Origin of the sequence: Pseudomonas sp. GXZC, assembly GCF_026967615.1 — a bacterium.
Classification (GTDB): Bacteria; Pseudomonadota; Gammaproteobacteria; order Pseudomonadales; family Pseudomonadaceae; genus Aquipseudomonas; species Aquipseudomonas azotoformans_A.
Map to the genome: position 1 here is coordinate 3,085,266 of NZ_CP114115.1, position 24,659 is coordinate 3,109,924.

General features: G+C 61.2%; 23 protein-coding genes. 19 read left to right on the top strand and 4 right to left on the bottom strand.

Annotation, left to right across the window (positions count from 1 at the left end; translation table 11 throughout):
- The first annotated feature begins 30 nt into the window (after nucleotides 1–30).
- The 4 genes from OZ428_RS14425 to OZ428_RS14440 all read left to right on the top strand — a co-directional run bounded on the left by OZ428_RS14425 (nucleotide 31) and on the right by OZ428_RS14440 (nucleotide 5,967).
- Nucleotides 31–369, top strand: coding sequence for a hypothetical protein (locus OZ428_RS14425; RefSeq protein ID WP_269133841.1), 339 nt, complete (start codon nucleotides 31–33; stop codon nucleotides 367–369).
- Nucleotides 370–465: 96 nt separating this feature from the next.
- A complete protein-coding gene (locus OZ428_RS14430) occupies nucleotides 466–1,695 on the top strand; it encodes a TolC family protein (protein ID WP_269133842.1) in 1,230 nt (409 codons plus the stop codon).
- Nucleotides 1,688–2,866, top strand: a complete 1,179-nt coding sequence (locus OZ428_RS14435; RefSeq protein ID WP_269133843.1) for an efflux RND transporter periplasmic adaptor subunit — start codon at nucleotides 1,688–1,690, stop codon at nucleotides 2,864–2,866. The genes OZ428_RS14430 and OZ428_RS14435 overlap by 8 nt, the downstream gene beginning before the upstream one ends.
- A complete protein-coding gene (locus OZ428_RS14440; protein ID WP_269133844.1) occupies nucleotides 2,863–5,967 on the top strand; it encodes an efflux RND transporter permease subunit in 3,105 nt (1,034 codons plus the stop codon). The genes OZ428_RS14435 and OZ428_RS14440 overlap by 4 nt, the downstream gene beginning before the upstream one ends.
- 158 nt (nucleotides 5,968–6,125) lie before the next feature.
- On the opposite strand, the gene OZ428_RS14445 is transcribed toward OZ428_RS14440, so the two are convergent.
- Entirely contained in the window at nucleotides 6,126–7,034 is a 909-nt protein-coding gene (locus tag OZ428_RS14445) for a MurR/RpiR family transcriptional regulator (protein ID WP_010211026.1), read from the bottom strand.
- Between the two features lie 284 nt (nucleotides 7,035–7,318).
- Between OZ428_RS14445 and OZ428_RS14450 the strand changes: the two genes are divergently transcribed.
- The 14 genes from OZ428_RS14450 to OZ428_RS14515 all read left to right on the top strand — a co-directional run bounded on the left by OZ428_RS14450 (nucleotide 7,319) and on the right by OZ428_RS14515 (nucleotide 22,766).
- Complete coding sequence (locus OZ428_RS14450; RefSeq protein WP_269133845.1) at nucleotides 7,319–9,256, top strand: bifunctional 5-dehydro-2-deoxygluconokinase/5-dehydro-2-deoxyphosphogluconate aldolase; 1,938 nt, start codon at nucleotides 7,319–7,321, stop codon at nucleotides 9,254–9,256.
- 42 nt (nucleotides 9,257–9,298) lie between these two features.
- The gene (iolE, locus tag OZ428_RS14455) at nucleotides 9,299–10,186 is read left to right on the top strand and encodes a myo-inosose-2 dehydratase (RefSeq protein ID WP_269133846.1); all 888 of its coding nucleotides are present in this window, start codon (nucleotides 9,299–9,301) and stop codon (nucleotides 10,184–10,186) included.
- A gap of 3 nt (nucleotides 10,187–10,189) precedes the next feature.
- Nucleotides 10,190–10,978: a 5-deoxy-glucuronate isomerase gene (gene iolB, locus OZ428_RS14460; RefSeq protein ID WP_033898212.1), complete on the top strand. Its 789-nt coding sequence runs from the start codon at nucleotides 10,190–10,192 to the stop codon at nucleotides 10,976–10,978.
- 29 nt (nucleotides 10,979–11,007) lie between these two features.
- A complete protein-coding gene (locus tag OZ428_RS14465; RefSeq protein WP_269133847.1) occupies nucleotides 11,008–11,823 on the top strand; it encodes a TIM barrel protein in 816 nt (271 codons plus the stop codon).
- Nucleotides 11,824–11,833: 10 nt separating this feature from the next.
- Nucleotides 11,834–13,765, top strand: coding sequence for a 3D-(3,5/4)-trihydroxycyclohexane-1,2-dione acylhydrolase (decyclizing) (iolD, locus tag OZ428_RS14470; protein ID WP_269133848.1), 1,932 nt, complete (start codon nucleotides 11,834–11,836; stop codon nucleotides 13,763–13,765).
- A 19-nt stretch (nucleotides 13,766–13,784) separates the two neighbouring features.
- A complete protein-coding gene (locus tag OZ428_RS14475; RefSeq protein WP_038848455.1) occupies nucleotides 13,785–14,795 on the top strand; it encodes a Gfo/Idh/MocA family protein in 1,011 nt (336 codons plus the stop codon).
- A 151-nt stretch (nucleotides 14,796–14,946) separates the two neighbouring features.
- Nucleotides 14,947–15,975, top strand: a complete 1,029-nt coding sequence (locus OZ428_RS14480) for a Gfo/Idh/MocA family protein (RefSeq protein WP_269133849.1) — start codon at nucleotides 14,947–14,949, stop codon at nucleotides 15,973–15,975.
- A 127-nt stretch (nucleotides 15,976–16,102) separates the two neighbouring features.
- Nucleotides 16,103–16,279 carry a hypothetical protein gene (locus tag OZ428_RS14485; RefSeq protein WP_177004141.1) on the top strand — a complete coding sequence of 59 codons (177 nt, stop codon included), beginning with the start codon at nucleotides 16,103–16,105 and terminating at the stop codon, nucleotides 16,277–16,279.
- A 48-nt stretch (nucleotides 16,280–16,327) separates the two neighbouring features.
- Nucleotides 16,328–17,257, top strand: a complete 930-nt coding sequence (locus OZ428_RS14490) for a sugar ABC transporter substrate-binding protein (RefSeq protein WP_038848453.1) — start codon at nucleotides 16,328–16,330, stop codon at nucleotides 17,255–17,257.
- 65 nt (nucleotides 17,258–17,322) lie between these two features.
- Complete coding sequence (locus tag OZ428_RS14495; RefSeq protein WP_033898222.1) at nucleotides 17,323–18,876, top strand: sugar ABC transporter ATP-binding protein; 1,554 nt, start codon at nucleotides 17,323–17,325, stop codon at nucleotides 18,874–18,876.
- Between the two features lie 26 nt (nucleotides 18,877–18,902).
- Entirely contained in the window at nucleotides 18,903–19,925 is a 1,023-nt protein-coding gene (locus tag OZ428_RS14500) for an ABC transporter permease (RefSeq protein WP_016975559.1), read from the top strand.
- Between the two features lie 339 nt (nucleotides 19,926–20,264).
- Nucleotides 20,265–20,669: a TraR/DksA family transcriptional regulator gene (locus OZ428_RS14505; protein ID WP_010564800.1), complete on the top strand. Its 405-nt coding sequence runs from the start codon at nucleotides 20,265–20,267 to the stop codon at nucleotides 20,667–20,669.
- A gap of 545 nt (nucleotides 20,670–21,214) precedes the next feature.
- Nucleotides 21,215–22,447, top strand: a complete 1,233-nt coding sequence (locus OZ428_RS14510) for a methyl-accepting chemotaxis protein (RefSeq protein WP_442964839.1) — start codon at nucleotides 21,215–21,217, stop codon at nucleotides 22,445–22,447.
- A 115-nt stretch (nucleotides 22,448–22,562) separates the two neighbouring features.
- On the top strand, nucleotides 22,563–22,766 hold the full coding sequence (locus OZ428_RS14515) for a hypothetical protein (protein WP_033898225.1): 204 nt from the start codon (nucleotides 22,563–22,565) through the stop codon (nucleotides 22,764–22,766).
- 7 nt (nucleotides 22,767–22,773) lie between these two features.
- On the opposite strand, the gene OZ428_RS14520 is transcribed toward OZ428_RS14515, so the two are convergent.
- The 3 genes from OZ428_RS14520 to OZ428_RS14530 all read right to left on the bottom strand — a co-directional run bounded on the left by OZ428_RS14520 (nucleotide 22,774) and on the right by OZ428_RS14530 (nucleotide 23,695).
- Entirely contained in the window at nucleotides 22,774–23,010 is a 237-nt protein-coding gene (locus OZ428_RS14520) for a DUF2789 domain-containing protein (RefSeq protein WP_033898226.1), read from the bottom strand.
- Nucleotides 23,011–23,078: 68 nt separating this feature from the next.
- Nucleotides 23,079–23,309 (bottom strand): hypothetical protein, encoded by a 231-nt coding sequence (locus tag OZ428_RS14525; protein ID WP_269133851.1) that lies wholly within the window; start codon nucleotides 23,307–23,309, stop codon nucleotides 23,079–23,081.
- A gap of 110 nt (nucleotides 23,310–23,419) precedes the next feature.
- Nucleotides 23,420–23,695, bottom strand: coding sequence for a hypothetical protein (locus OZ428_RS14530; RefSeq protein ID WP_269133852.1), 276 nt, complete (start codon nucleotides 23,693–23,695; stop codon nucleotides 23,420–23,422).
- A 417-nt stretch (nucleotides 23,696–24,112) separates the two neighbouring features.
- Between OZ428_RS14530 and OZ428_RS14535 the strand changes: the two genes are divergently transcribed.
- Entirely contained in the window at nucleotides 24,113–24,562 is a 450-nt protein-coding gene (locus OZ428_RS14535) for a hypothetical protein (RefSeq protein WP_050554011.1), read from the top strand.
- Nucleotides 24,563–24,659: the final 97 nt, after the last annotated feature.

Here is a 24,659-nt window from a genome sequence, read left to right on the forward strand (position 1 = left end):
TTAACCCGTGCTTGGCTAGACTCGCGCCCCATGAGCCGCCTTCTACGCGTCATCCTCGTCATGCTTTTAAGCCTCTCGCTTCCCCTGACCGGGATGGCGGGTGTGCCGTCGAGCACCGAACCCTGCCCGATGAAGATGTCGGACGTGCAGGTGATGACCGACATGAACCCGGACTGCTGCCAGGACGGCGTCGATCACGGCAAGGCCTGCAAACCCGGTCAGGAATGCAAGACTGGCGGCCTGCTGCAACTGTCCCTGCCGGTGCTCAAGGCGCCGCTGACCCTGGCCCATCCGCTGCTCGTCAGCGCCTCTTCGGATTTCATCCCCGACCGTACGTCGTCCGGCGTCTGGCGCCCACCCCGTTCCTGATTCCTGTTGCACCTCAAGACGCATCCCCTGATCGGGATGGCTTTGCTGTGGGCCGCGTAATGCGGCGCGCAGCGCAACGGAACAGGAATTTTCAACATGAATCCCCTCTACATGCGCGCCCTGGTGGTGGGCGTGCTGGCGTGGCCGGCGTGGGCGAGTGCGCTGACCCTGGACGACGCCCTGCGCCTGGCGCAGAACAACGCACCGTCGCTCGCCGCTGAGTCGGCCAAATTGCGGGCCGCGACTCAGGCGGCGATTCCGGCGGGCGAATTGCCCGACCCGAAGCTGGTGGTTGGCCTGCAGAACTTCCCCATCGGTGGGCCCAATCGCGGCACGTTGTATGGTGATGACATGACCGAGCAAATGGTCGGTATTCAGCAACAGGTGCCCAGCCGCGACAAGCGCAAGGCGCGTATCGAGCTGGCCGATGCCACGGTGGAACGCACCGCGGCCGAAGGTCGGATCGAGCGCCTGAACGTGCGCCAGGCCACGGCCCAGGCCTGGACCCGTGCCTATGCGGTGGAACGCAAGGAGGCCTTGTTCAAGGACTTCTACCAGCAGAACCGCCTGCTGCAAGACAGCGTGCGTGCGCAACTGGCCGGTGGTCGCGGTCAGCCTTCGGATGCGGTGATACCGCGACAGGAAGCCGCCGAACTGGCCGGGCGTGAAGACGCGCTGACCCAGCAACGCGCCCAGGCCCGCGCGGCGCTCAAGCGCTGGATCGGCCCAGCCGCCAATGAAGCACCCAGCGGCCAGTTGCCCAACTGGCCCATCGACGGGCGTTATAACCTGCATCAACACCCCGAGCTACAAGCCTTTGCACCGCGCACCCGCGAAGCCGAAGCGCGGTTGCGCGAAGCCAAGGCGCAAAAGACGTCGGACTGGAGTTGGGAAGTGGACTACCAGCACCGTGGCCGTGAATACGGCGATATGGTCAGCCTGCAATTGAGTTTCGACCTGCCGATCTTCCCCGGTCGCCGGCAAAACCCCGGGATCGCCGCCAAGCAAGCCGAACTGGATCAACTGGACGCCGAGCGCGAAGCGGTCACCCGCGAACACACCCAGCAACTGGATGATGACCTCGCGCAATACCAGCGTCTGGACCGCGCCGTGCAGCGCAGCCAGGACAGCCTGGTGCCCCTGGCCGAAGAGAAAGTCGCACTGAGCCTGGCCGCTTATCGCGCTGGCAAAGGTGACTTGCTCAACCTGGTCAGTGCCCGCCGTGAGCTGGTCGAAGCCCGTTTCAAACAGATCGATGCCCTTGAGCAACGTGCCTTGGTTGGCGCGCAGCTGTATTTCGCCTACGGAGAAGCTTCCCATGATTAATCGACTCCTCGCAGTGGCGTTGTTGGGCGGCGGCCTGGGCGCTGGTTACTGGCTGGCGCAGGCACCGGCTCCGGTCACGGCCATGGCCGACAACAAACCGGCGCTGTACTGGTATGACCCGATGTACCCACAGCAGAAATTCGACAAGCCCGGCAAATCGCCTTTCATGGACATGCAATTGGTGCCGCGTTACGCCGAAGGCGCCGCAGACAGCGCCGCCGTGCAGATCGACCCCCGTGTGGCGCAAAACCTCGGTGTGCGCCTGGCTACGGTCACCCGTGGTGTGTTGGCGTCCACACTGGACCTCTCCGGCATCCTCGCCTTCAATGAGCGCGACGTCGCCGTGGTACAGGCGCGGGCGGGCGGTTTTGTCGAGCGCGTGTATGACCGTGCGCCGGGCGACGTGCTCAAGGCCGGCGTGCCTCTGGCTGACCTGTTGATACCTGAATGGGCGGCGGCTCAGGAAGAATACCTAGCCTTGCGCCGCAGCGCGGATGCAAGTCTGTTGGGGGCAGCGCGTCAGCGTTTGCGCCTTAGCGGTATGCCCGCCGGGTTGATCGCGCAGATGGAGCGCAGCGGCCGTGCGCAATCGGTATTGACCGTTACCAGCCCCATCGGTGGTGTGGTGCAAACCCTGGACGTGCGCGAAGGCATGACGATGGCGGCGGGGCAAACCCTGGCGCGCATCAATGGCCTGGATCGCCTGTGGTTGCAGGTTGCTGTGCCGCAATCTCAAGGTGCGGACCTGGCCGTGGGGCAGGCGGTGGAAAGCCGCTTTGTCGGGATGCCGGGTCAAGTCGTCAAGGGGGCGGTCAGTGCCATTCTGCCGGCGATTGCCGGCGACAGCCGCACCGTGCAGGTTCGCGTTGAACTGCCCAATACAGACGGCACCTTGCGCCCCGGCATGACGGCCCAAGTGCGTCTGGCGCAATCCTCCGCGCAATCTGTACTGCAAGTGCCCAGTGAAGCGTTGATCCGTACCGGTAAACGTACGCTGGTGATGCTGGCCGAAGAGGGCGGGCATTACCGTCCGGTGGATGTCGAGGTCGGCGCTGAAAGCCAGGAGATGACGGTGATCCGCAGCGGTTTGCAGGAGGGCCAGCAGGTGGTCGCGTCCGGTCAATTCCTGCTGGACTCTGAAGCCAGTTTGCGCGGGATTATCCAACCATGATCGCCTTATTGATTCGTTGGTCAGTCGCCAACCGTTTTCTGGTATTGCTCGCGACGTTGTTTGTCACCGCTTGGGGTGTCTGGGCGGTGCAAAACACGCCGGTCGACGCACTGCCGGACCTCTCCGATGTGCAGGTGATCATCCGCACGCCCTATCCCGGCCAGGCGCCGCAGATCGTGGAAAACCAGGTCACTTACCCGATGACCACCACCATGCTTTCGGTGCCGGGCGCCAAGACCGTGCGCGGGTTTTCCTTTTTCGGCGACAGCTACGTCTATGTGCTGTTCGACGAAGGCACCGACTTGTATTGGGCGCGCTCGCGGGTGCTGGAATACCTCAGCCAGTTGCAGGCGCGCTTGCCCGCATCGGCTAAACCGGCGTTGGGGCCGGACGCCACTGGCGTTGGCTGGATCTACCAGTACGCATTGGTGGACCGCAGCGGCCAGCATGACCTGGCGCAGTTGCGCGCCTTGCAGGACTGGTTCCTCAAGTTCGAACTCAAGACCCTGCCCAATGTGGCCGAAGTCGCGACCATCGGAGGCCAGGTCAAGCAGTACCAGGTGCAGCTCGATCCGCTGGCCCTGGCCAATCGCGGCATCACCCAGGCACAGGTGGTGGAGGCCATCGGCAAAGCCAACCAGGAAACCGGCGGCTCGGTGCTGAACACGGGCGAATCCGAGTACATGGTGCGCGCGTCCGGCTACCTCAAGTCGCTGCAGGATTTTCGCGGGATTCCTTTGCGCCTGGACGCGAATAATGTGCCCGTGACGCTTGGCGACGTGGCAACCATTCAGCTGGGCCCGGACCTGCGCCGGGGCGTGAGCGAGCTGGACGGTGAGGGCGAAGCCGTGGGCGGGGTGGTGATCCTGCGCAGTGGCAAGAACGCGCGGGAGGCCATCGCCGCCGTCAAGACCAAGCTGGAACAACTGAAAAGCAGCCTGCCGCCCGGCGTGGAGATCGTCACCACTTACGACCGCAGCAAACTCATCGACCGCGCCGTGGACAACCTCAGCCACAAGTTGCTGGAAGAGTTCGTGGTGGTGGCGCTGGTCTGCGGGATATTCCTGTGGCACCTGCGTTCGTCACTGGTGGCGATCATCTCGCTGCCGGTGGGGGTGTTGATTGCGTTTATCGTCATGCGTTTCCAGGGCATCAACGCCAACATCATGTCCCTGGGCGGCATCGCGATTGCCATCGGCGCGATGGTCGACGCGGCGGTGGTGATGATCGAAAACGCCCACAAGAAAATCGAAGCCTGGCACCACGCGAACCCTGGTCGGGAATTGAAGGGCGACGATCATTGGAAGGTCATGACCGACGCGGCGGTAGAGGTCGGTCCGGCGCTGTTTTTCTGCCTGTTGATCATCACGTTGTCGTTCATTCCGGTGTTCACCTTGCAGGCCCAGGAAGGGCGGCTGTTCGGTCCGCTGGCCTACACAAAGACCTACGCCATGGCGGCGGCCGCCGGTTTGTCGGTGACTTTGATCCCGGTGCTGATGGGCTACTGGATTCGCGGGCGTATCCCGGATGAGCAGCGTAACCCGCTCAATCGTGGCCTGATCAAGCTCTACCAGCCTGCGCTGGAGGCGGTGCTGCGTCGGCCGCGCCTGACTCTGGTGGTGGCGTTGCTGGTGGTCGCCAGTGCACTGTGGCCGATCTCTAAACTGGGTGGGGAATTCTTGCCGCCGCTGGACGAAGGGGACTTGCTGTACATGCCCTCGGCACTGCCGGGGCTGTCGACGCAAACCGCGGGTGAGTTGCTGCAACGCACCGACCGGCTGATCAAGACCGTGCCGGAAGTCGCCCATGTGTTTGGCAAGGCCGGTCGCGCCGAAACCGCGACCGACCCGGCCCCGTTGGAAATGTTCGAGACCACCATCGAGTTCAAACCCCGTGACCAATGGCGCCCGGGTATGACCCCGGACAAACTGGTGAAGGAACTTGACCGTGTAGTGCAAGTGCCGGGCTTGACCAACATCTGGATTCCGCCGATCCGCAACCGTATCGACATGCTCGCCACTGGCGTGAAAAGCCCGGTCGGCGTGAAGGTGGCCGGTACCAGCCTGATGCAGATCGACGCAGTGACCCAGGCGGTGGAAAAGGTCGCCAAGGGCGTGCCGGGCGTCAGTTCAGCCTTGGCCGAACGCTTGACCGGCGGCCGTTACATCGACGTGGATATCGACCGGGCGGCGGCCGCGCAATACGGACTGAACATCGCCGATGTGCAGTCGATTGTGTCGGGTGCCATCGGCGGGGAAACCATTGGCGAAACCGTGGAAGGCCTGGCGCGCTTCCCGATCAGCCTGCGCTATCCAAAGGAATGGCGCGACTCGGTGACAGCCTTGGCAAACTTGCCGATCTACACGCCGTCCGGCAGCCAGATCACCCTGGGCACGGTGGCCAAGGTCAAGGTGAGCGACGGCCCACCGATGCTCAAGAGCGAAAACGCACGGCCTTCCGGCTGGGTCTACATCGACGTGCGTGATCGCGACCTGGCGTCGGTGGTAAAGGACCTGCGCACAGCGATCAACCAGCAGGTGCAGCTGCAACCGGGCATGAGCCTCAGCTATTCGGGGCAGTTCGAATTCCTGGAGCGGGCCAATCAACGCCTGAAATTGGTGGTGCCGGCGACCTTGCTGATCATCTTCGTGCTGCTGTACCTGACCTTTCGCCGGGCGGATGAAGCGCTGCTGATCCTGGCGACTTTGCCGTTCGCACTGACGGGCGGGGTGTGGTTGCTTTACGGGCTGGGTTTCAACCTGTCAGTGGCCACGGGCGTAGGGTTTATCGCGCTGGCCGGTGTGTCGGCGGAGTTCGGCGTGATCATGCTGCTCTACCTGAAAAACGCCTGGGCCGATCGCAAGGATGGGAACTTGCTGGCCGCCATCACCGAGGGCGCGGTGCTGCGGGTACGGCCCAAGGCAATGACCGTCGCCGTGATCATCGCTGGTTTATTGCCGATCCTGCTGGACAGCGGCACCGGCAGCGAAGTGATGAGCCGCATCGCCGCGCCGATGATCGGCGGGATGCTCACCGCACCGTTGTTGTCCCTCTTCGTCATCCCCGCCGCCTACCACCTGATGCGCCGCATTCGGCGCTGACTCACCAGCAATTATTGTAGTGAGCCCGCTTGTTGTGGCGAGCGGGCTTTTTTTGTGGTGAGCGGGCTTGTTGTGGTGAACCGGCTTGTTGTGGTGAGCGGGGCAAGCCCGCTCACCACAACACGCCCGCTCGCCACATCGAAGCCGTAACACGACTGTCAGTCGTCGAAGCCAACCTGCTCATGAATCTCATCCACCTTCAACTCCAGCCGGTACGCCACCGCAATAAACAACGCTTGGCACAGGCACAGGGTGGCGCTCAACGAGCGGAAGGCAAACGACGAACCTTCATTCACCAACAGCACCGCGTTCGCCCGCTTGGCCAGGGGCGACAGGTTGCTGTCGGTGATGATCAACGTCTTGGCCTGATGATGCTGGGCAATCCGCAAACAGTGCTGGGTCTCTTTGCCGTAGGGCGTAAAGCTGATGGCAATCACCAAGTCGTTGGCGCGCACGCTGCGCATCTGTTCGCGATAACTGCCGCCCAGTCCTGAGATCAGGTGAATACGCTTGTTGGTGTGCTGCAGGTTGTAGACCAGGTAATCGGCCACCGCAAAAGAGCGGCGCACGCCGACCACGTAGATATTGTCGGCGTTGACCACCAGGTCCACGGCTTTGTCGAACGCGACATCATCCAACTCCAACCCCAGGCGCTCGATGCCGGACAAAGTCGCGTTGACGCACTCACGCGCCAGGTCGCCGCCGCTGGCCTTCTGCGACTTGTTGGCGATCATGCTGCGGATGCGCTGCTGGTAGTTCTGCACCGGCGTGGTCTTGTGGGTGTAGGCCTCGCGGAACAACGCCTGCATCTCACTGAAGCCACTGAAACCGAAGCGTTGCGAGAAGCGCACGATGGCCGACGGGTGCACCTCGCACTCGCGGGCGATGTCGCTGATGCGGTCGACCATGATCCGGTCGCTCTGCTGGCTCATGTAGCTGGCGATGCGCTTGAGCTGGCGTGGCAGGCTCTCGTATTCGTCGGTGATCAGCTGCAACAGGCGCTCGGCATTGATCGGAGGGCTGGCGATAGTGTCTTCCAGGGTGGTCTCGGGATCGGTGCGGGACATGGGCAATCCTTCTGGCGTTTTTGTCTGTTGCGCTGATGGGTGGCGCAAGTCTACAGGGTAGGCGCAAAAAAATACCCCGGCATCACGGCCGGCGTGGCCTGCTGAAACGATGCACTGTCGTGGGATGGCCCCTGTACAAGCTTAATGGAAAAAATATTCCAATGAAAAAATATCTGGAATAAATATTGATTGGTGTCGCCGGACGTTCTAGTCTGCTCCCACCAAGAGCGTTTGCCGTCGCCACGTCGGTGCAACGCAGGCTGATAAAAATAACAGGAGCCAGCATGGGCCAGACTCGTTTTGCCAGTGGGCGTCAATTGGATCTGATTTGCCTCGGGCGCCTGGGCGTCGACCTCTATGCGCAGCAAGTGGGTGCGCGGCTTGAGGACGTGTCCAGCTTCGCCAAGTACCTCGGCGGTTCTTCCGCCAACATTGCCTTCGGCACCGCCAGGCTGGGGCTCAAGTCGGCGATGTTGAGCCGGGTCGGTGACGACCATATGGGGCGCTTCCTGGTGGAGTCCCTGGCCCGTGAAGGCTGTGACGTCAGCGGCATCAAGGTCGACCCGGAACGCCTCACCGCCCTGGTGTTGCTCGGCCTCAAGGACCGCGAAACCTTTCCCCTGGTGTTCTACCGCGAAAACTGCGCCGACATGGCCCTGCGCGCCGAAGACATCAGCGAAGCCTTTATCGCCTCCAGCAAGGCGTTACTGATCACCGGCACGCATTTCTCCACCGACGGCGTGTACAAGGCCAGCATCCAGGCCCTGGACTACGCGGCCAAGCACAACGTCAAGCGTGTGCTGGATATCGACTACCGCCCCGTGCTGTGGGGCCTGGCGGGCAAGGCCGATGGTGAAACCCGGTTTGTCGCTGACCAGAATGTCAGCCAGCACGTGCAGACCATCCTGCCGCGTTTTGATTTGATCGTCGGCACCGAAGAAGAATTCCTCATCGCGGGCGGCAGTGAAGATTTACTCGCCGCGTTGCGCAGAGTGCGTGAACTGACCCCGGCGACCTTGGTGGTCAAGCTCGGCCCGCAGGGTTGCACGGTGATCCACGGCGCTATTCCCGCGCGCCTGGAAGACGGCGCCATCTACCCCGGCGTGCGGGTTGAAGTGCTCAACGTATTGGGCGCCGGCGATGCGTTCATGTCGGGTTTCCTCAGCGGCTGGATCAACGACGCGAGTGACGAGCGTTGCAGCCAGTTGGCCAATGCCTGCGGCGGCCTGGTCGTCTCCCGCCACGCCTGCGCGCCGGCCATGCCGACGCCGGCGGAGCTGGAATACCTGTTCAACAGCCCCGTGCCGATTACCCGCCCGGACCAGGACGTGACCCTGCAACGCCTGCACCGCGTGACGGTGCCGCGCAAGGCCTGGAAACAGCTGTTCGTATTTGCCTTCGATCACCGCTGGCAACTGGTGGACCTGGCGCAAAAGGGCGGCCAGGACCCGGCGCGCATCAGTGATGCCAAGCAACTGTTTATCCAGGCCATCGAACGCGTCGAGAAAAAACTCGCCGAGCAAGGGGTGGAGGCCGACGTCGGCCTGCTCGCCGACCAACGCTTCGGCCAGGACGCGCTCAACGCCGCCAGTGGCCGTGGTTGGTGGATCGCGCGCCCGGTAGAAGTGCAAAACTCGCGCCCCCTGGCGTTCGAACATGGCCGTTCAGTGGGCAGCAACCTGATCGCCTGGCCTCAAGAGCAGATCATCAAGTGCCTGGTGCAATTCCATCCGGACGACGAGCCGATGCTGCGCCTGGAGCAAGAGGCACAACTCAAGGCGGTGTACGAAGCGTCGATTGTCAGCGGCCATGAACTGCTGCTGGAAGTCATCCCGCCCAAAGATCACCCGTCCACCTACCCGGACGTGCTCTACCGCAGCCTCAAGCGGCTGTACAACCTGGGTATCTACCCGGCGTGGTGGAAGATCGAGGCGCAAACGGCCGAGGACTGGAAGAAGCTCGACGAACTGATCCAGGAGCGCGACCCGTACTGCCGTGGCGTGGTGCTGCTGGGCCTGAATGCGTCGGCGGAATTTCTCGCCGACGGTTTCCAGCAGGCCAGCCAAAGCACCACCTGCCGTGGCTTTGCCGTGGGCCGCACGATCTTCCAGGAACCGAGCCGCGCGTGGATGGCGGGCGAGATCGATGACGAGACTTTGATCCAGCAGGTGCAAGCCACCTTCGAACAGCTCATTAACGCCTGGCGCAGTGCGCGTCGCTGAACCGCTTTCCGGCAACTTTGAAAAACAATAAAAGGTGCAGCCATGCCCGCAATCCGAATTGGCATCAACCCGATCTCCTGGAGCAACGACGACCTGCCGGCCCTGGGCGGTGAAACGCCCTTGAGCACCGCCCTGAGCGAAGGCAAGGAAATCGGCTACGAAGGTTTTGAACTCAACGGCAAATTCCCCAAGGACGCCAAGGGCGTCGGCGATGTGTTGCGCCCCTATGACCTGGCGCTGGTTTCCGGCTGGTACTCCAGCCGCCTGGCCCGGCGCTCGGCGGCCGAAGAAATCGAAGCCATCGCCGGGCATGTCGAGTTGCTCAAGCACAATGGCGCCAAGGTCTTGGTCTACGGCGAAGTGGCCGATTCGATCCAGGGCTCGCGCATCCGCCTGATCGAACGTCCGCGCTTTCACAGCGAACAGGCCTGGCAGGACTACGCCGACAAACTCACTGAACTGGCGCGCTTCACCCTGTCACAGGGCGTGCGCCTGGCGTACCACCACCACATGGGCGCTTATGTTGAATCCCCGGAAGACATCGACCAACTGATGCGTCGCACCGGCCCGGAAGTCGGCCTGCTGTTCGATTCGGGCCACTGCTACATGGGCGGCGGTGAGCCTATCGAGGTGCTGCGCAAACACATCGACCGCGTCTGCCATGTGCATTTCAAGGACGTGCGCAAGCCTGTGGTGCAACTGGCGCGCAACCAGATGTGGAGTTTTCCCGACTGCATCGTCAACGGCACCTTCACCGTGCCCGGCGATGGCGACATCGACTTTGCGCAATTGCTTGATGTGCTGCTGGCCGCGCATTACGAGGGCTGGCTGGTGGTGGAAGCCGAGCAGGATCCGGCGGTGGCACCCAGCTATATCTATGCGAAAAAAGGCTACGACACCCTGCGTGCGCTTCTCAACGAGAGGACTTGAGTGATGAGCTTGTTGGTCAAAAGCAGTAAACGCGGCCAGACCATGGTCGCCCTCGAAGCCGGGCGCCTGGAGTACGTGGGCTTTTGCGCCTACCGCCTGAGCCTGGGGGAAACCCTGCCGGTCAGCGCCGGTGATAAAGAACTGTGCCTGGTGCTGCTCAGCGGCCGGGTGAACATCGAAGGCGAAGGCTTCAACTGGCAGAACCTGGGTGATCGCCAATCGGTGTTTGAAGACAAATCGCCGTTCGCCGCCTACCTGCCACCGGGCACCGATGCCCAGGTCACCGCGTTGAGCGATGTGCAGATTGCCGTGTGCGCGGCGCCGGGCGCAGAGGGCTACGAACCTCGGCTGATCCGCCCCGAAAACTGCAAGCGCAGCGTTCGCGGCAAGGGCGCCAACACCCGCTACGTGTGCGACATCCTGCCCGACAGCGAGCCGGCCCATTCGCTGCTGGTGGTGGAAGTGCGTACGCCGTCCGGGCATTCGTCGAGCTACCCGCCGCACAAACACGACACCGACGACCTGCCGCACCAAAGCTTCCTGGAAGAGACCTACTACCACCAGATCAACCCGCCCCAGGGCTTCGTGTTCCAGCGCGTCTACACCGACGACCGCAGCATCGACCAGGCCATGGCCGTGGAAAACAGCGACCTGGTGGTGGTGCCCAAGGGGTATCACCCGGTCAGCGTGCCTTACGGCTACGAGTCCTATTACCTGAACGTGATGGCCGGCCCCAAGCGTGCCTGGCATTTCCACAACGACCCGCAGCACAGCTGGCTGCTGGACCTCTAATCAGCGGTTTGGACGGAGAACAACAATAAATGAAGTCGCCTCTACGTTTCGCCCTTAACCGCATGGTTGCTCCGCATCTGTCCCTGCCGGATTTCATCCAGTTGGCTGCAACGCTCAAGTGCGATGCCATCGAGATCCGCAATGACCTGGCCGACAAGCAGATCGAGTTCGGCACCCCGGCCAGCCGCGTGCGTGAACTGTGCGCGGTGCAGGGCATCACCGTGCTGTCGATCAACGCGCTGTACCCCTTTGATGTGTGGAACGACGAACGCCGGGCCCAGGCGATCAAGCTGGCGACCTACGCCCGTGAATGCGGGGCCCAGGGCCTGGTGATGTGCCCACTCAATGAGCCGGGCGACACGCGCAACGAAGCCCAGCGTGCCGCCGGTTTGCGCACGGCCTTGAGCGAGCTGGCGCCGATCCTGCGCGACTACGGGATTCTCGGCTTTATTGAGCCCCTGGGTTTTGAAGAATGCGCCCTGCGGCGCAAACGCGTGGCGGTGGAGGCGATCAAGTCCATCGGCGGCCTGGATGTGTTCCGACTGGTGCACGACACCTTCCATCATCACCTGGCCAGCGAACACGAGTTCTTCCCGGAACTGACCGGGCTGGTGCATATCTCCGGCGTGGACGATAGCGAGGCGCCGCTGAATTCGATTCGCGACGGCCACCGCGTGTTGGTGGGCGAGGGCGACATCCTGGGCAACGCCGCGCAGATCGACACCTTGCTCAGCACCGGCTACAGCGGCTACCTGTCGTTCGAACCGTTTGCCGAGAACGTGCATGCATTGGCGGATATCCAGCAGGCGTTGGGGGCAAGCATCGCCCACCTGCAGAAACGATAAGGGGCGCGAGATGACCACAACAAGACTGACCATGGCCCAGGCCCTGGTGAAGTTCCTGGATAATCAATACATCGAAGTCGACGGCGTGCAGAGCAAGTTCGTCGCCGGGGTGTTCACGATTTTCGGCCACGGCAACGTGCTGGGGCTGGGCCAGGCCCTGGAACAGGACGCCGGCGACCTGGTGGTGCACCAGGGCCGCAACGAGCAGGGCATGGCCCATGCTGCCATCGGTTTCGCCAAGCAGCACCTGCGCCGCAAGATCTACGCGTGCACGGCCTCTGTCGGCCCAGGCGCCGCCAATATGCTCACCGCCGCCGCGACCGCCACGGCCAACCGCATCCCGTTGTTGCTGTTGCCCGGCGATGTGTACGCCAGCCGCCAGCCTGACCCGGTGCTGCAACAGATCGAGCAATTCCACGACTTGAGCATCAGCACCAACGATGCCTTCCGCTCGGTGAGCAAATACTGGGACCGCATCAACCGCCCCGAGCAGTTGATGACCGCCGCCATCCACGCCATGCGCGTGCTGACCGACCCGGCCGAGACCGGCGCGGTGACCCTGGCATTGCCCCAGGACGTGCAGGCCGAGGCCTGGGATTATCCGGACTATTTCCTGCAGAAACGCGTGCACCGCATCGACCGCCGCCCGGCCACGGCCGCGATGATCGGTGATGCATTGGCCGCCTTCCGTGGCAAGCGCAAACCGCTGATCATCTGCGGTGGCGGGGTGAAGTACTCCGGCGCCAATGCCGCGCTGCAAGCCTTTGCCGAACGCTTTGATATTCCCTTCGCGGAAACCCAGGCGGGCAAGAGCGCCGTGGTGTCCAGCCATCCGCTGAATGTCGGCGGGATTGGTGAAACCGGTTGCCTGGCGGCGAACCTGCTGGCGCCCGAGGCTGACCTGATCATTGGTATCGGCACGCGCTACACCGATTTCACCACCTCATCCAAGTCGTTGTTCAAGCACGCCGACGTCAAGTTTCTCAACCTCAACATCAGCCCCTGCGATGCCTTGAAACTGGACGGCGTGCAGGTGTTGGCCGACGCCCAAGTCGCCCTGGAAGCACTGGCGGATGCCCTGGGCGATTACCGTTCCGGCTGGGGCGGGCAGATCAGCGAGGCCAAGGCGCAGTTGGACGCCGAAGTGGACCGTGTGCATCAGGTCGAATATGCCGGTGACGATTTTGTGCCTGAGGTCGACGACCATCTGGACCGCGCGGTGCTGCGTGAATTTATCGAGCTGACCGGCTCGTGCCTGACCCAAAGCCGCGTGCTGGGGGTACTGAATGAAACCCTGGCCGACGACGCCATCATCGTCGCCGCCGCCGGCAGCCTGCCCGGTGATTTGCAACGCGCCTGGCGCAGCAAGGGCGTGAACACCTACCACGTCGAGTACGGCTATTCGTGCATGGGCTACGAGATCAACGCCGCCTTGGGCGTGAAACTCGCCGAACCGAGCAAAGAGGTCTACGCCCTGGTCGGTGACGGCTCCTACATGATGCTGCACTCGGAGCTGGCTACCTCGATCCAGGAGCGGCGCAAGATCAACGTGGTGCTGCTGGACAACATGGCGTTCGGCTGCATCAACAACCTGCAGATCGGCAACGGCATGGACAGCTTTGGCACCGAGTTCCGCTACCGCAACCCCGAGAGCGGCAAGCTCGACGGTGGCCTGGTGCCGGTGGACTTCGCCATGAGCGCAGCGGCCTATGGCTGCAAGACCTACAAGGTCAGCAGCGTGGAACAGTTGCAAGCCGCGCTGGCCGATGCGCGTACGCAAACCGTATCCACGTTGATCGATATCAAGGTGCTGCCCAAGACCATGATCCACGGCTACCTGTCGTGGTGGCGGGTGGGCGTGGCGCAGGTCTCCACCAGCGAACGCACGAATGCCGCCGCGAAACAACTCAATGAACACCTGGCGAAGGCCCGGCAGTACTAATAAAAAGAGGAGTGTTTGTATGTCTTTGAAGCTTGGTGTCATCGGTACAGGCGCTATCGGCCGGGACCATATCCGTCGTTGCAGCCAGACCTTGCTCAACAGCCAGGTGGTGGCGGTGACCGACATCAACCTGGAGCAGGCCGCCAAGGTGGTGGCTGACTTGAATATCAGTGCCGAGGTATACGCCGACGGCCATGCGCTGATCAATTCCCCGGAAGTTGAAGCGGTACTTGTCACCTCCTGGGGTCCGAGCCACGAAGAATTCGTGCTGGCCGCCATCGCTGCCGGCAAGCCGGTGTTCTGCGAAAAACCCCTGGCGGTCACCGCCGAAGGCTGTCGCAAAATCGTCGATGCGGAGGTTGCGTTCGGCAAGCGCCTGGTGCAGGTCGGCTTCATGCGCCCGTACGACGAAGGCTATCGCGCCCTCAAAGCCGTGATCGACAGCGGCCAGATCGGCGAGCCGCTGATGCTGCACTGCGCGCACCGCAACCCGACGGTGGGCGAGAACTATAAGACCGACATGGCGATCACCGACACGCTGATCCACGAACTGGATGTGTTGCGCTGGCTGCTCAACGACGACTACGTGTCGGTGCAAGTGGTGTTCCCGCGCAAATCCAGCAAGGCGCTGGCCCACCTGCGCGACCCACAGATCGTGCTGCTGGAAACCGCCAAGGGCACGCGCATTGATGTGGAAGTGTTCGTGAACTGTCAGTACGGCTACGACATCCAGTGCGAAGTGGTGGGGGAGACCGGCATCGCCAAGCTGCCGGAGCCGTCCCAGGTGCAACTGCGCAGTGGCGCGAAGCTGTCCAACGCGATCCTGATGGATTGGAAGGACCGGTTTATCGGTGCCTATGACGTGGAGTTGCAGGCGTTTATCGACAGCGTACGTGCCGGCCAGGTCGGCGGGCCCTCGGCTTGGGATGGCTTTGCCGCGGCGGTGGCGGCGGATGCGTGCATCGAGGCGCAGAACAGTGAGCAGATTGTGAAGGTGAGCCTGCCGGATCGTCCGCACTTCTACGGCTAAACCAATGAAGAAACTCGGTCAAAAACTGTAGGAGCTGGCTTGCCTGCGATAGCGGTTTATCAGTGCCAGATTCATTGCCTGACACACTGCTATCGCAGGCAAGCCAGCTCCCACAGTTGATCCGGTTTCCAGTTCAAGAAGGTATCTACTCATGCGAATTGGATTGGTCGGCTACGGCCACGGAGGGCGCTTCTTTCATGCGCCGCTGATTGCAACGCTGCCCGGCGCTACGTTTGTTGGCGTGGTGACACGCTCGCCGGAGCGACGACAGCAATTGAACACGGACCTTCCCGGTGTAAAGGCCTTCGACTCCATCGGCCAGATCGTCGAGGCCGATGTCGACGCCCTGGTCATCTCCACCACCCTCAAAGGCCGCCCGGCCCTGGTGCTGGAGGCCATCGAACACGGTGTCACCGTGGTCAGCGACAAACCCTTCGCCGCCAACGCCGAACAGGCCCAGGCGCTGATCACTGCCGCCGAGCGCCAGGGCACGCTGCTCAGCGTGTACCAGAACCGGCGTTGGGATTCGGACTACCTGACCCTGCGCAAGCTCATCGATGCCGGCGCCCTGGGCAAGATCACCCGTTTTGAATCCCGTGTGGAACGCTACAGCCCGCAGGCCGTGGGCAACGCCAGTGGTGGTGGCTGGCTGCGCGACCTGGGCAGTCATTTGGTCGACCAGGCATTGCAACTGTTCGGCCCGGTGGACCGGGTGTTTGCCCAGCTGCATTACACCGCTGAACACCCCACGGTGGATCACGGCTTCTTTGTTTCGCTGACCCATGCCAATGGCGTGATCTCTCACCTGTGGGGCAACGCTTTGCAAAACAGCCAGGCACCGCGTTTTCGCGTCAGTGGCAGCGCAGGTTGCTACACCGTCGAAGGCCTGGACGGTCAGGAAGAGGCGCTAATGGCCGGCAAATCGCCTAAAACCGAAGGTGAGCACTGGGGCGCCGAAGAGCATCGACGTTGGGGCTGGTTCGAGCAAGGTGCGGAGCGTGAGCGAGTCCCCTCGGAGAAAGGCTGTTGGACCCAGTTCTATCGGCAGTTGCAACTGGCGGTACAAGGGCAGGGACCCTTGCCGGTGGACGCCTATGACGCCCTGGAAACCACCCGTATATTGGACGCCGCACGGCTCAGCGCCGAGCGCCAGCAGGTGGTTTCAACAAAAATAGAATAAAATTCTAAAACAGGTTGATATGGAAATTATTTTCCAATAAAGTCTTTTCCAGGTTGCATAAAGTACGTTCGGGCTCGATCCGGGCGACTCAACAAAAACAAGATCAAAAACAACCAGGTACCGTCAGATGAAAATCTTCAACGCTGTACTGCGAGTTTTACGCCCTGCCAAAGCGCCACGCGGTCTGCCCCGCGCCCGGCCGTTCTACTTCTCCTTCCTTAATGTGCTGTGCGTCGAAAACAAAGGCGCGCTGGTGTGCTGCATTCCCGGTGCACCCGTCGTCCGGCTGCCTGCCGAGCTCTGATAAACGCAACGTCCAAAAAACCAACAAGAAAGTGGAGACAGACCGTTCATGAAGACCCCGATCCGTTTTACCGCCCTGGCCTTGTCCATGCTGCTCGCCAGCGGTGTTGCCTCGGCTGCTGATCTGAAGATAGGCGTGAGCATGTCCGCCTTCGATGACACCTTCCTGACCTACCTGCGCGAAGACATGGACAAGCAGGCCAAGTCCTATCCCAAGGGCGATGGCGTGCAATTGCAGTTCGAAGACGCGCGTGCCGACGTGGTCAAGCAACTGAGCCAGGTCGAGAACTTTATCAGTCAGAAAGTCGACGCGATCATCGTCAACCCGGTAGACACCGCGTCGACGGCCAACATCATCAAGGCCGCCACCGCCGCAAAAATCCCGCTGGTGTTCGTCAACCGCCGCCCTGACAGCCCGACATTGGCCCCAGGCGTCGCGGCAGTGACGTCCGACGACGTCGAGGCCGGCAAGTTGCAGATGCAGTACATCGCTGAAAAGCTCGGCGGCAAAGGCAACATCGTGATCCTGCTGGGCGACCTGGCGAACAACTCCACCACCAACCGCACCAAGGGCGTGAAGGAAGTCCTGACTAAATACCCCGGCATCAAGATTGAACAGGAACAGACCGGTATCTGGTTGCGTGACAAGGGCATGACCCTGGTCAACGACTGGCTGACCCAGGGCCGTGAGTTCAACGCGGTGTTGGCTAACAACGATGAAATGGCCATCGGCGCGTCCATGGCCCTGAAGTCTGCGGGGAAGAAGGGCGTGTTGATCGCCGGTGTCGATGGCACGCCGGATGGCCTGAACGCGATCACCAAGGGTGACATGACCGTGTCGGCCTTCCAGGACGCCAAGGGTCAGGCCGACAAGTCGGTGGAGACGGCGCGCAAGATGGCCAAGAACGAGCCTATCGAGCAGAACGTGGTGATCCCGTTCCAGCTGATCACCCCGGACAACGTCAAAGACTTCAAATAGTCCCTACATAACAACAATAAGCCGGCAGGGCGGTCGTGCCCGCCCTGCCGATGGAGTACCTCCCTATGCTTGCTCAAGCGACTGTCTCGCAGCCTCCCGGTATCCAGCCCCAGCCGCTGGAAGAACCCTACCTGCTGGAAATCGTCAATATCAGCAAAGGCTTTCCCGGCGTCGTGGCCCTGGCCGACGTGCAATTGCGGGTGCGCCCCGGCACCGTGCTGGCGCTGATGGGCGAGAACGGTGCGGGCAAGTCGACGCTGATGAAAATCATCGCCGGCATCTACCAGCCCGACGCCGGGGAAATCCGCCTGCGTGGCAAGCCGATCGTGTTTGAAACACCCCTGGCGGCCCAGAAGGCCGGGATCGCGATGATCCACCAGGAACTCAACCTGATGCCGCACATGAGCATCGCCGAGAACATCTGGATCGGCCGCGAGCAGCTCAACAGCCTGCACATGGTCAACCACCGCGAAATGCACCGCTGCACTGCCGAATTGCTGGCGCGCCTGCGCATCAATCTGGACCCCGAGGAACATGTGGGCAACCTGAGCATCGCCGAGCGGCAGATGGTCGAGATTGCCAAGGCGGTGTCCTACGACTCCGACATCCTGATCATGGATGAGCCGACATCGGCCATTACCGAGAAGGAAGTGGCCCACCTGTTTTCGATCATTGCCGACCTCAAGTCCCAGGGCAAAGGCATCGTCTACATCACCCACAAAATGAACGAAGTGTTTGCCATCGCCGATGAAGTGGCGGTGTTCCGAGACGGCCACTACATCGGTCTGCAGCGCGCCGACAGCATGAACAGCGACAGCCTGATCTCGATGATGGTCGGCCGTGAACTGAGCCAGTTGTTCCCGGTGCGCGAGACGCCCATCGGCGACCTGTTGCTGACGGTGCGCGACCTGACGCTGGACGGCGTGTTCAAGGACGTGTCGTTCGACCTGCACGCCGGCGAAATCCTCGGTATCGCTGGCCTGATGGGCTCGGGCCGTACCAACGTGGCGGAAACCATTTTTGGCATCACGCCCAGCAGCAGCGGCCAGATCACCCTGGATGGCAAGGCGGTGCGCATCACCGACCCGCACATGGCCATCGAAAAAGGCTTCGCGCTGTTGACCGAGGATCGCAAGCTCAGTGGCCTCTTCCCGTGCCTGTCGGTCCTGGAAAACATGGAAATGGCGGTGTTGCCGCACTACACCGGCAACGGCTTTATCCAACAGAAAGCCCTGCGCGCGCTGTGCGAAGACATGTGCAAGAAGCTGCGGGTGAAAACCCCGTCCCTTGAGCAGTGCATCGACACCTTGTCCGGCGGTAATCAGCAGAAGGCCTTGCTGGCGCGCTGGCTGATGACCAACCCGCGGCTGCTGATCCTCGATGAACCCACCCGTGGCATCGACGTGGGCGCCAAGGCCGAGATCTACCGATTGATTTCATTCCTCGCCAGCGAAGGCATGGCGGTGATCATGATTTCCTCCGAATTGCCTGAAGTGCTGGGCATGAGCGACCGGGTCATGGTGATGCACGAAGGCGAATTGATGGGCACCCTGGACCGTAGCGAAGCGACCCAGGAAAAAGTCATGCAGTTGGCCTCCGGGATGACGGCAGTCCACTGACGTACAGAATAAGAAGGTGATTGGCTATGAACGCAATAACGGACAACAAACCTGCGACGGTGCCCACTAAAAGTCGTCGACGCATGCCCACCGAGCTGAGCATCTTCCTGGTGCTGATCGGTATCGGCCTGGTCTTCGAGCTGTTCGGCTGGATCGTGCGGGACCAGAGTTTCCTGATGAACTCCCAGCGCCTGGTGCTGATGATCCTGCAAGTGTCGATCATCGGCCTGCTGGCGATCGGCGTGACCCAGGTGATCATCACCACAGGGATTGATCTGTCCTCCGGCTCGGTGCTGGCGCTGTCGGCGATGATCGCCGCGAGTCTGGCCCAGACTTCCGATTTTTCCCGTGCGGTGTTCCCGAGCCTGACCGACTTGCCGGTATGGATCCCGGTGGCGATGGGGTTGGGCGTGGGGCTGCTGGCGGGGGCGATCAACGGCAGCATCATCGCCGTCACCGGCATCCCGCCGTTCATTGCGACCCTGGGCATGATGGTCTCGGCCCGTGGCCTGGCGCGTTACTACACCGAAGGCCAGCCGGTGAGCATGCTCTCGGACTCCTACACGGCCATCGGCCATGGCGCGATGCCGGTGATCATCTTCCTGGTGGTGGCGGTGATCTTCCATATCGCCCTGCGCTACACCAAGTACGGCAAGTACACCTACGCGATTGGCGGCAACATGCAGGCGGCGCGTACGTCGGGCATCAACGTCAAACGCCACTTGATCATCGTGTACAGCATCGCCGGCCTGCTGGCAGGTCTTGCTGGCGTGGTGGCCTCGGCACGTGCCGCGACCGGCCAGGCCGGCATGGGCATGTCTTATGAGCTGGATGCGATTGCTGCGGCAGTGATCGGCGGCACCAGCCTGGCGGGCGGGGTTGGGCGTATCACCGGCACCGTGATTGGCGCGCTGATCCTTGGGGTGATGGCCAGCGGGTTTACTTTTGTCGGAGTGGACGCGTATATCCAGGACATCATCAAAGGCTTGATCATTGTGGTGGCGGTGGTGATCGACCAGTATCGCAACAAGCGCAAGCTCAAGCGCTGAAGCGCAGCGGCAAGCTTTAAGCCTCAAGCTGCAAGCAGGGCGAGTGTTTGCAGCTTGTCGCTTGCAGCTTGCGGCTTATAGCTGCTTCACGAACTTTCCTGCTATAAACGCACTCCGATGACCATTCGCCGAGCCCGTCCTGGTGCTTTTGGGGGTTATCTCGGAAAAATTGCCTGTCTTTTCAGTTGCTGCGCCCTCAAGTCGGCCTTAGACTGCCGCCCCTCGTAAATTGAGTGCCGGGTGGCGCTTGAAATGGATGGCGCCCTTCCGAGACCTGCAGAGGTCGGCCGGAACGCTCCCTTATTCGCCTTAATGCACGTATTTTTTATAGAGAAATCAATGACAAAGGAAAAGTTGCTGGCCATGCCGGCGGATGACTACATGAATGCCGAACAGCACGCTTTTTTCGAGCAGTTGCTGCAAGACATGAAAGTGGAACACCACGAGCGCATTGAACAGAACCGTATCGCCATTGAAAGCCTGGACACCCCGGCTGACCCGGCTGACGCTGCTTCCGTTGAAGAAGAGCGCACCTGGCTGGTCAACGCCATTGACCGCGACCAGCGCATGCTGCCGCAGCTGGAGCGTGCACTGGAGCGCATCAAGGAAGATTCCTTCGGTTGGTGCGATGACAGCGGCGAGCCTATCGGCCTCAAGCGCCTGCTGATCAGCCCGACCACCAAGTACTGCATCGAAGCGCAAGAGCGCCACGAGCAGATCGACAAGCATCAGCGCCAAGCCTGATGCGGTGAAGCTGGGGGACCGTCCTGCGGTTTCCCAGGGAAAGACCCGTTACACCCGGTCTATTGATCTGTTGCAAGCTACCCCACTAAAGGCCCATGGATAATGGCCCGATAGTGGCGTTTAATGCAGCGACAATAATGACAAGCAGTGGGGTAACGAAGATGGCTGGAGACGGATCTCTGATGGGCGCAGCAGTGTCACCGCAAACGGTGGCGCGCGGGTTGCCCGGCTGGCTGACGCCACTGTTGCAGAGCACCGCCCTGGTGTTGGTCCTGCTTGGATTGGCGCTCGCCAGCCTGCCGCTCTACCTTTGCCTGCCACTGGCTCTGCTGGTGATCTGGCTGCCTCGATTGAAAAGTCGCACACCTGTTATCGCATCCTCCGATGCCGCCGATGCCATCGGCGAATTGACGCGCGACCTGTCCTACACCACCAGTCATAACGCGTTGTCCGCCGCCGGTGTGGCCTATTCGGTCAAGCAACTGGCCGCGCGCGTGCAGTCGCAGCTGGGCGCGGCGAAGCAGATTGTCAGCAGTGCCGAGGTGATGATCGGCACTGAAAAGGTCACCTCCCAACTCAGCCGCGAAGCACTGGGTGCCGCCAGCCAGGCCCACCAGCGCAGCACCGAAGGCCGTGAAGTGCTGGCCCAGTCGATCACCCGCATGCACCAGCTCAGCCAGCGCGCCAACGCCAGCCGTGAACTGATCGAAGCCTTGAGCCTGCGCAGCGAGGAAATCCAGCGGGTGACCCTGGTGATCCAATCCATTGCCAGCCAGACCAATCTGCTGGCACTCAACGCGGCCATTGAAGCGGCGCGGGCCGGTGAGCATGGGCGCGGGTTTGCGGTGGTTGCGGATGAAGTGCGGGGGTTGGCGGGGCGTACGGCCACCGCCACCGATGAGGTCGGGGTGATGGTCGCGGATATCCAGCAACGCACGGCCCAAGTGGTGGAGCAGATTCGCCAGCTCTCGGCGGACCTGCATACTGGCGTGGAGCAGGTGGAGCACGCCGGTGAGCAGCTGCAAAGCATCGCCAGCCTGGCGGCGGATGTGGAAGGCCAGGTCAATGAGATCGCCCAGGGCACCGACACCAATCGTACCCAGCTCGACAGTTTGTTCCATGCCGTGGAACAGATGCGCAGCGACCTGGCTGTCAGTGATCAGCAAACCCGCCAGTTGGCCGACGCTGCCGTACAGATGGAAGGGCAGGCCGAAACCATCAGCGAGCGCTTGGCGGAAGTTGGACTGGATGACTATCACCAGCGTATCTACGACCTGGCGCGCGAGGGGGCGAGCCGGATTGCCGCGCAATTCGAAGCCGACGTGCAGCAGAACCGGATCAGCCTGGACGACCTGTTCGACCGCAGCTACACGCCGATTGCCAACACCCGCCCGACTAAGTACCACACCCGCTTTGACGGCTACACCGACCAGGTGTTGCCGGCGATCCAAGAAGCGCTGCTGCCACGCCATGAAGGCTTGGTCTTTGCCATTGCCTGCACGCCGCAGGGCTATGTGCCGACGCATAACAAGGCGTTTTCCCACGCGCTGACCGGCGATGCGCAGGTGGATGCGGTGCAGAATCGCACCAAACGCAAATTTGAAGACCGCACCGGAATCCGATGTGGCAGCCACCATCAGGCTGTCTTGCTGCAAACCTATACCCGCGATACCGGAGAGCTGATGCACGACTTGTCGGTGCCGATCATGGTCAAGGGCCGGCATTGGGGTGGCTTGCGCCTGGGCTATAAACCCGAGGCAGCGAAGGGCGGGCGCTAGGGATTATTACTGTTTATGCAATGGAGCTATTCCGGGGATAGCTTTTTCCAACTGGAAGAAAACCGTAGCATGGCCAACATTGTTAGCCAGCTAACTAATGCTGCGGAGAAGCTCCATGCAAAACAAAGTCGATGTCGCCGTGATGATTGGCAGTGGCGTACCCCAAACCCTGCGTGCGCTGGGCCAGAGGGCCTGCTGGGTGGTGTTGCTCAACGGTGAGCAACGCGGTACGGCGTTCGCCAGTCGCGATGAAGCGGAGGAGTGCAGGGCTGCCTGGCAGGCGCTGTTGCGCCTGGAGCAGTCGGACAGCCTGCATTGAGACGGGTTTATTGCGATTGATGCAGGCGTTGATTCAGCTCATCCACGGGAATCGCCCATTCAGCATCCTCGCGCAGCTCTTCTTTCAGAAAGGCTGCTTGCTGTTTAGACCAGAAAGGCGCATCGATCAGCTTTACATCTTCAGGCAAGGGATGCGCGACGATAAAGGCGTCGATGGCGTCCGGGGTTGAATCCAGGCCCAATTGTTCGAACAGGGTTTCAAGGGTAGGAATTGGCGCGTCCATATCGTTCTCCATGCAGGGTGGTCTTTGTGCATGGGAGGGTTACGGAGCAGCAGAGTTCTATCGGATTGTCAGGAATTCAAGGCTCCGGCATCCACAGCAGCTTTCAGGGCCTTGGCGGATTCCTTGGCTGCGAGGGAAGCGGCGTCGACGGTTTTGAACCAGCGGTCCTTTTCCACTTGATGGGTGGTGACAGTGGTCAGCGGAGGCTTGGCCCGCATGATGATCACTGCTTGAAATTCACCGTCTACTTCCCTTGCGTCGCCATGGATGAAAAATTCGCCGATATCAAATTCCGTCACGTAGAGCCTTCCCTTGGAGATAACTGCACTGGTGAAGCCTGGCCCGCAGGGCACATACTTCGGTGGACGGGCCAGTATGGCAGTTGTTGCAGGTCGGCGGCGCAGTTAAGTTATCGGGCGGACGAAACGACCGCTCCGTGAGGTGCCTGCAACTGGGCTTCAAGTGTCTTGGCCAGTTCACACGCCTTGACATGGCCGCTGCGAAAGCCTTTGATTCGGCCGCTGAGCACTTCACGGATATGGAAAAAGTTTTTGCCGGCAGGTACGACTTGGTAAAGAACCGAATCCGGGTACCCGTCGAAGCCGCCCAAGCGGTAGTATTGAGCCTCGCCCTGGCATGATGAACGGGTGTGCGAAGACATTGCATTGTAGGTTGATCGTTGCATGGCCTGCTCCTTTCGATCGATCCGGTTGACTTGATTGCAACGTTTTGGGTGGTTTTGATCGGTGCTGCTGTTTTAGTATTGTCGTCGGCGGCCAGCGCCCGGTTCCATGACAGCGTGTTTATTTGTGTTTGCATGTCGGAAAACCGCATTTTTAATTAGGTTATTTTCTGAAGTTGGTCGGCCCGTATTCTCGGGCTGTTGAACCTGTGATCTCCTGTGATGCCTGATGACCTTGCACAAGGTCCATCGCGTACGTCTGTACTAGTCTTATGGCGCGACAGTGGGATCTTCTTCAGTTTTTTTCACAGAATGAGTGATGTAACCGAGCCGTTATGGCCGTTTTTTTGTGCTGCCCGCTCTGGCGGACGGCGCTCTTTTCGATGTGGGGGCGTTTCCTTGGCAGTCAGTAATCTGGATATGCACGCGTTGTTCGTGCTGGGTGATTTGCGCGCAAAGTTGGTCAAGCAGTTTCAATCCCGTTTTGTTTACATCACCGAGCAGACGCCGGAAGGCATCTACATCGCCGAGATCGACACCGAGGCGGCGATGGTTGTAGATGACAAGCCGCGCCTGGAACTCAAAGTCGGCGATCATTTCCGCGCAGCGGTATTGCCCAGCCGTGAAGGTGGCAAGTTCGAATTGAAGTTCCGCGACATCAAGTTGACGGTTTATGGCCTGGGCGACTACGCCTTTGTGTCCTCGGCCGAAGGCCAGGGCATCGTGTTCAAGGAAGGCCACAGCGTGATGCTGGTATTTGCCGCCAACGAGCAACTGCAGGAAGGCCTGACCAAGACCCTGAAGGCCGTGACCGGCAAGGCCGCCAAATGGCGCAAGGGTGAATTGGTCACGTTCAAGGCCAGCGAATAAGCATCAAATTCCTCGAACACCCGTTATCTCCCGGAACCTCTACTACAGTTGAGTTGACTTAACTATTCAGAGGCTTCGCGCTTATGTAGCAAAGCCG

Coding starts and splice junctions, on each gene's coding strand:
- OZ428_RS14430 (WP_269133842.1), top strand. CDS start 466: ATGAATCCCCTCTACATGCGCGCCCTGGTGGTGGGCGTGCTGGCGTGG.
- OZ428_RS14475 (WP_038848455.1), top strand. CDS start 13,785: ATGTCTTTGAAGCTTGGTGTCATCGGTACAGGCGCTATCGGCCGGGAC.
- iolE (WP_269133846.1), top strand. CDS start 9,299: ATGCCCGCAATCCGAATTGGCATCAACCCGATCTCCTGGAGCAACGAC.
- OZ428_RS14520 (WP_033898226.1), bottom strand. CDS start 23,010: ATGGACGCGCCAATTCCTACCCTTGAAACCCTGTTCGAACAATTGGGC.
- OZ428_RS14530 (WP_269133852.1), bottom strand. CDS start 23,695: ATGCAACGATCAACCTACAATGCAATGTCTTCGCACACCCGTTCATCA.
- OZ428_RS14465 (WP_269133847.1), top strand. CDS start 11,008: ATGAAGTCGCCTCTACGTTTCGCCCTTAACCGCATGGTTGCTCCGCAT.
- OZ428_RS14535 (WP_050554011.1), top strand. CDS start 24,113: ATGCACGCGTTGTTCGTGCTGGGTGATTTGCGCGCAAAGTTGGTCAAG.
- OZ428_RS14450 (WP_269133845.1), top strand. CDS start 7,319: ATGGGCCAGACTCGTTTTGCCAGTGGGCGTCAATTGGATCTGATTTGC.
- OZ428_RS14515 (WP_033898225.1), top strand. CDS start 22,563: ATGCAAAACAAAGTCGATGTCGCCGTGATGATTGGCAGTGGCGTACCC.
- OZ428_RS14510 (WP_442964839.1), top strand. CDS start 21,215: ATGATCGGCACTGAAAAGGTCACCTCCCAACTCAGCCGCGAAGCACTG.
- OZ428_RS14485 (WP_177004141.1), top strand. CDS start 16,103: ATGAAAATCTTCAACGCTGTACTGCGAGTTTTACGCCCTGCCAAAGCG.
- OZ428_RS14425 (WP_269133841.1), top strand. CDS start 31: ATGAGCCGCCTTCTACGCGTCATCCTCGTCATGCTTTTAAGCCTCTCG.
- OZ428_RS14435 (WP_269133843.1), top strand. CDS start 1,688: ATGATTAATCGACTCCTCGCAGTGGCGTTGTTGGGCGGCGGCCTGGGC.
- OZ428_RS14445 (WP_010211026.1), bottom strand. CDS start 7,034: ATGTCCCGCACCGATCCCGAGACCACCCTGGAAGACACTATCGCCAGC.
- OZ428_RS14500 (WP_016975559.1), top strand. CDS start 18,903: ATGAACGCAATAACGGACAACAAACCTGCGACGGTGCCCACTAAAAGT.
- iolD (WP_269133848.1), top strand. CDS start 11,834: ATGACCACAACAAGACTGACCATGGCCCAGGCCCTGGTGAAGTTCCTG.
- iolB (WP_033898212.1), top strand. CDS start 10,190: ATGAGCTTGTTGGTCAAAAGCAGTAAACGCGGCCAGACCATGGTCGCC.
- OZ428_RS14495 (WP_033898222.1), top strand. CDS start 17,323: ATGCTTGCTCAAGCGACTGTCTCGCAGCCTCCCGGTATCCAGCCCCAG.
- OZ428_RS14480 (WP_269133849.1), top strand. CDS start 14,947: ATGCGAATTGGATTGGTCGGCTACGGCCACGGAGGGCGCTTCTTTCAT.
- OZ428_RS14505 (WP_010564800.1), top strand. CDS start 20,265: ATGACAAAGGAAAAGTTGCTGGCCATGCCGGCGGATGACTACATGAAT.
- OZ428_RS14490 (WP_038848453.1), top strand. CDS start 16,328: ATGAAGACCCCGATCCGTTTTACCGCCCTGGCCTTGTCCATGCTGCTC.
- OZ428_RS14440 (WP_269133844.1), top strand. CDS start 2,863: ATGATCGCCTTATTGATTCGTTGGTCAGTCGCCAACCGTTTTCTGGTA.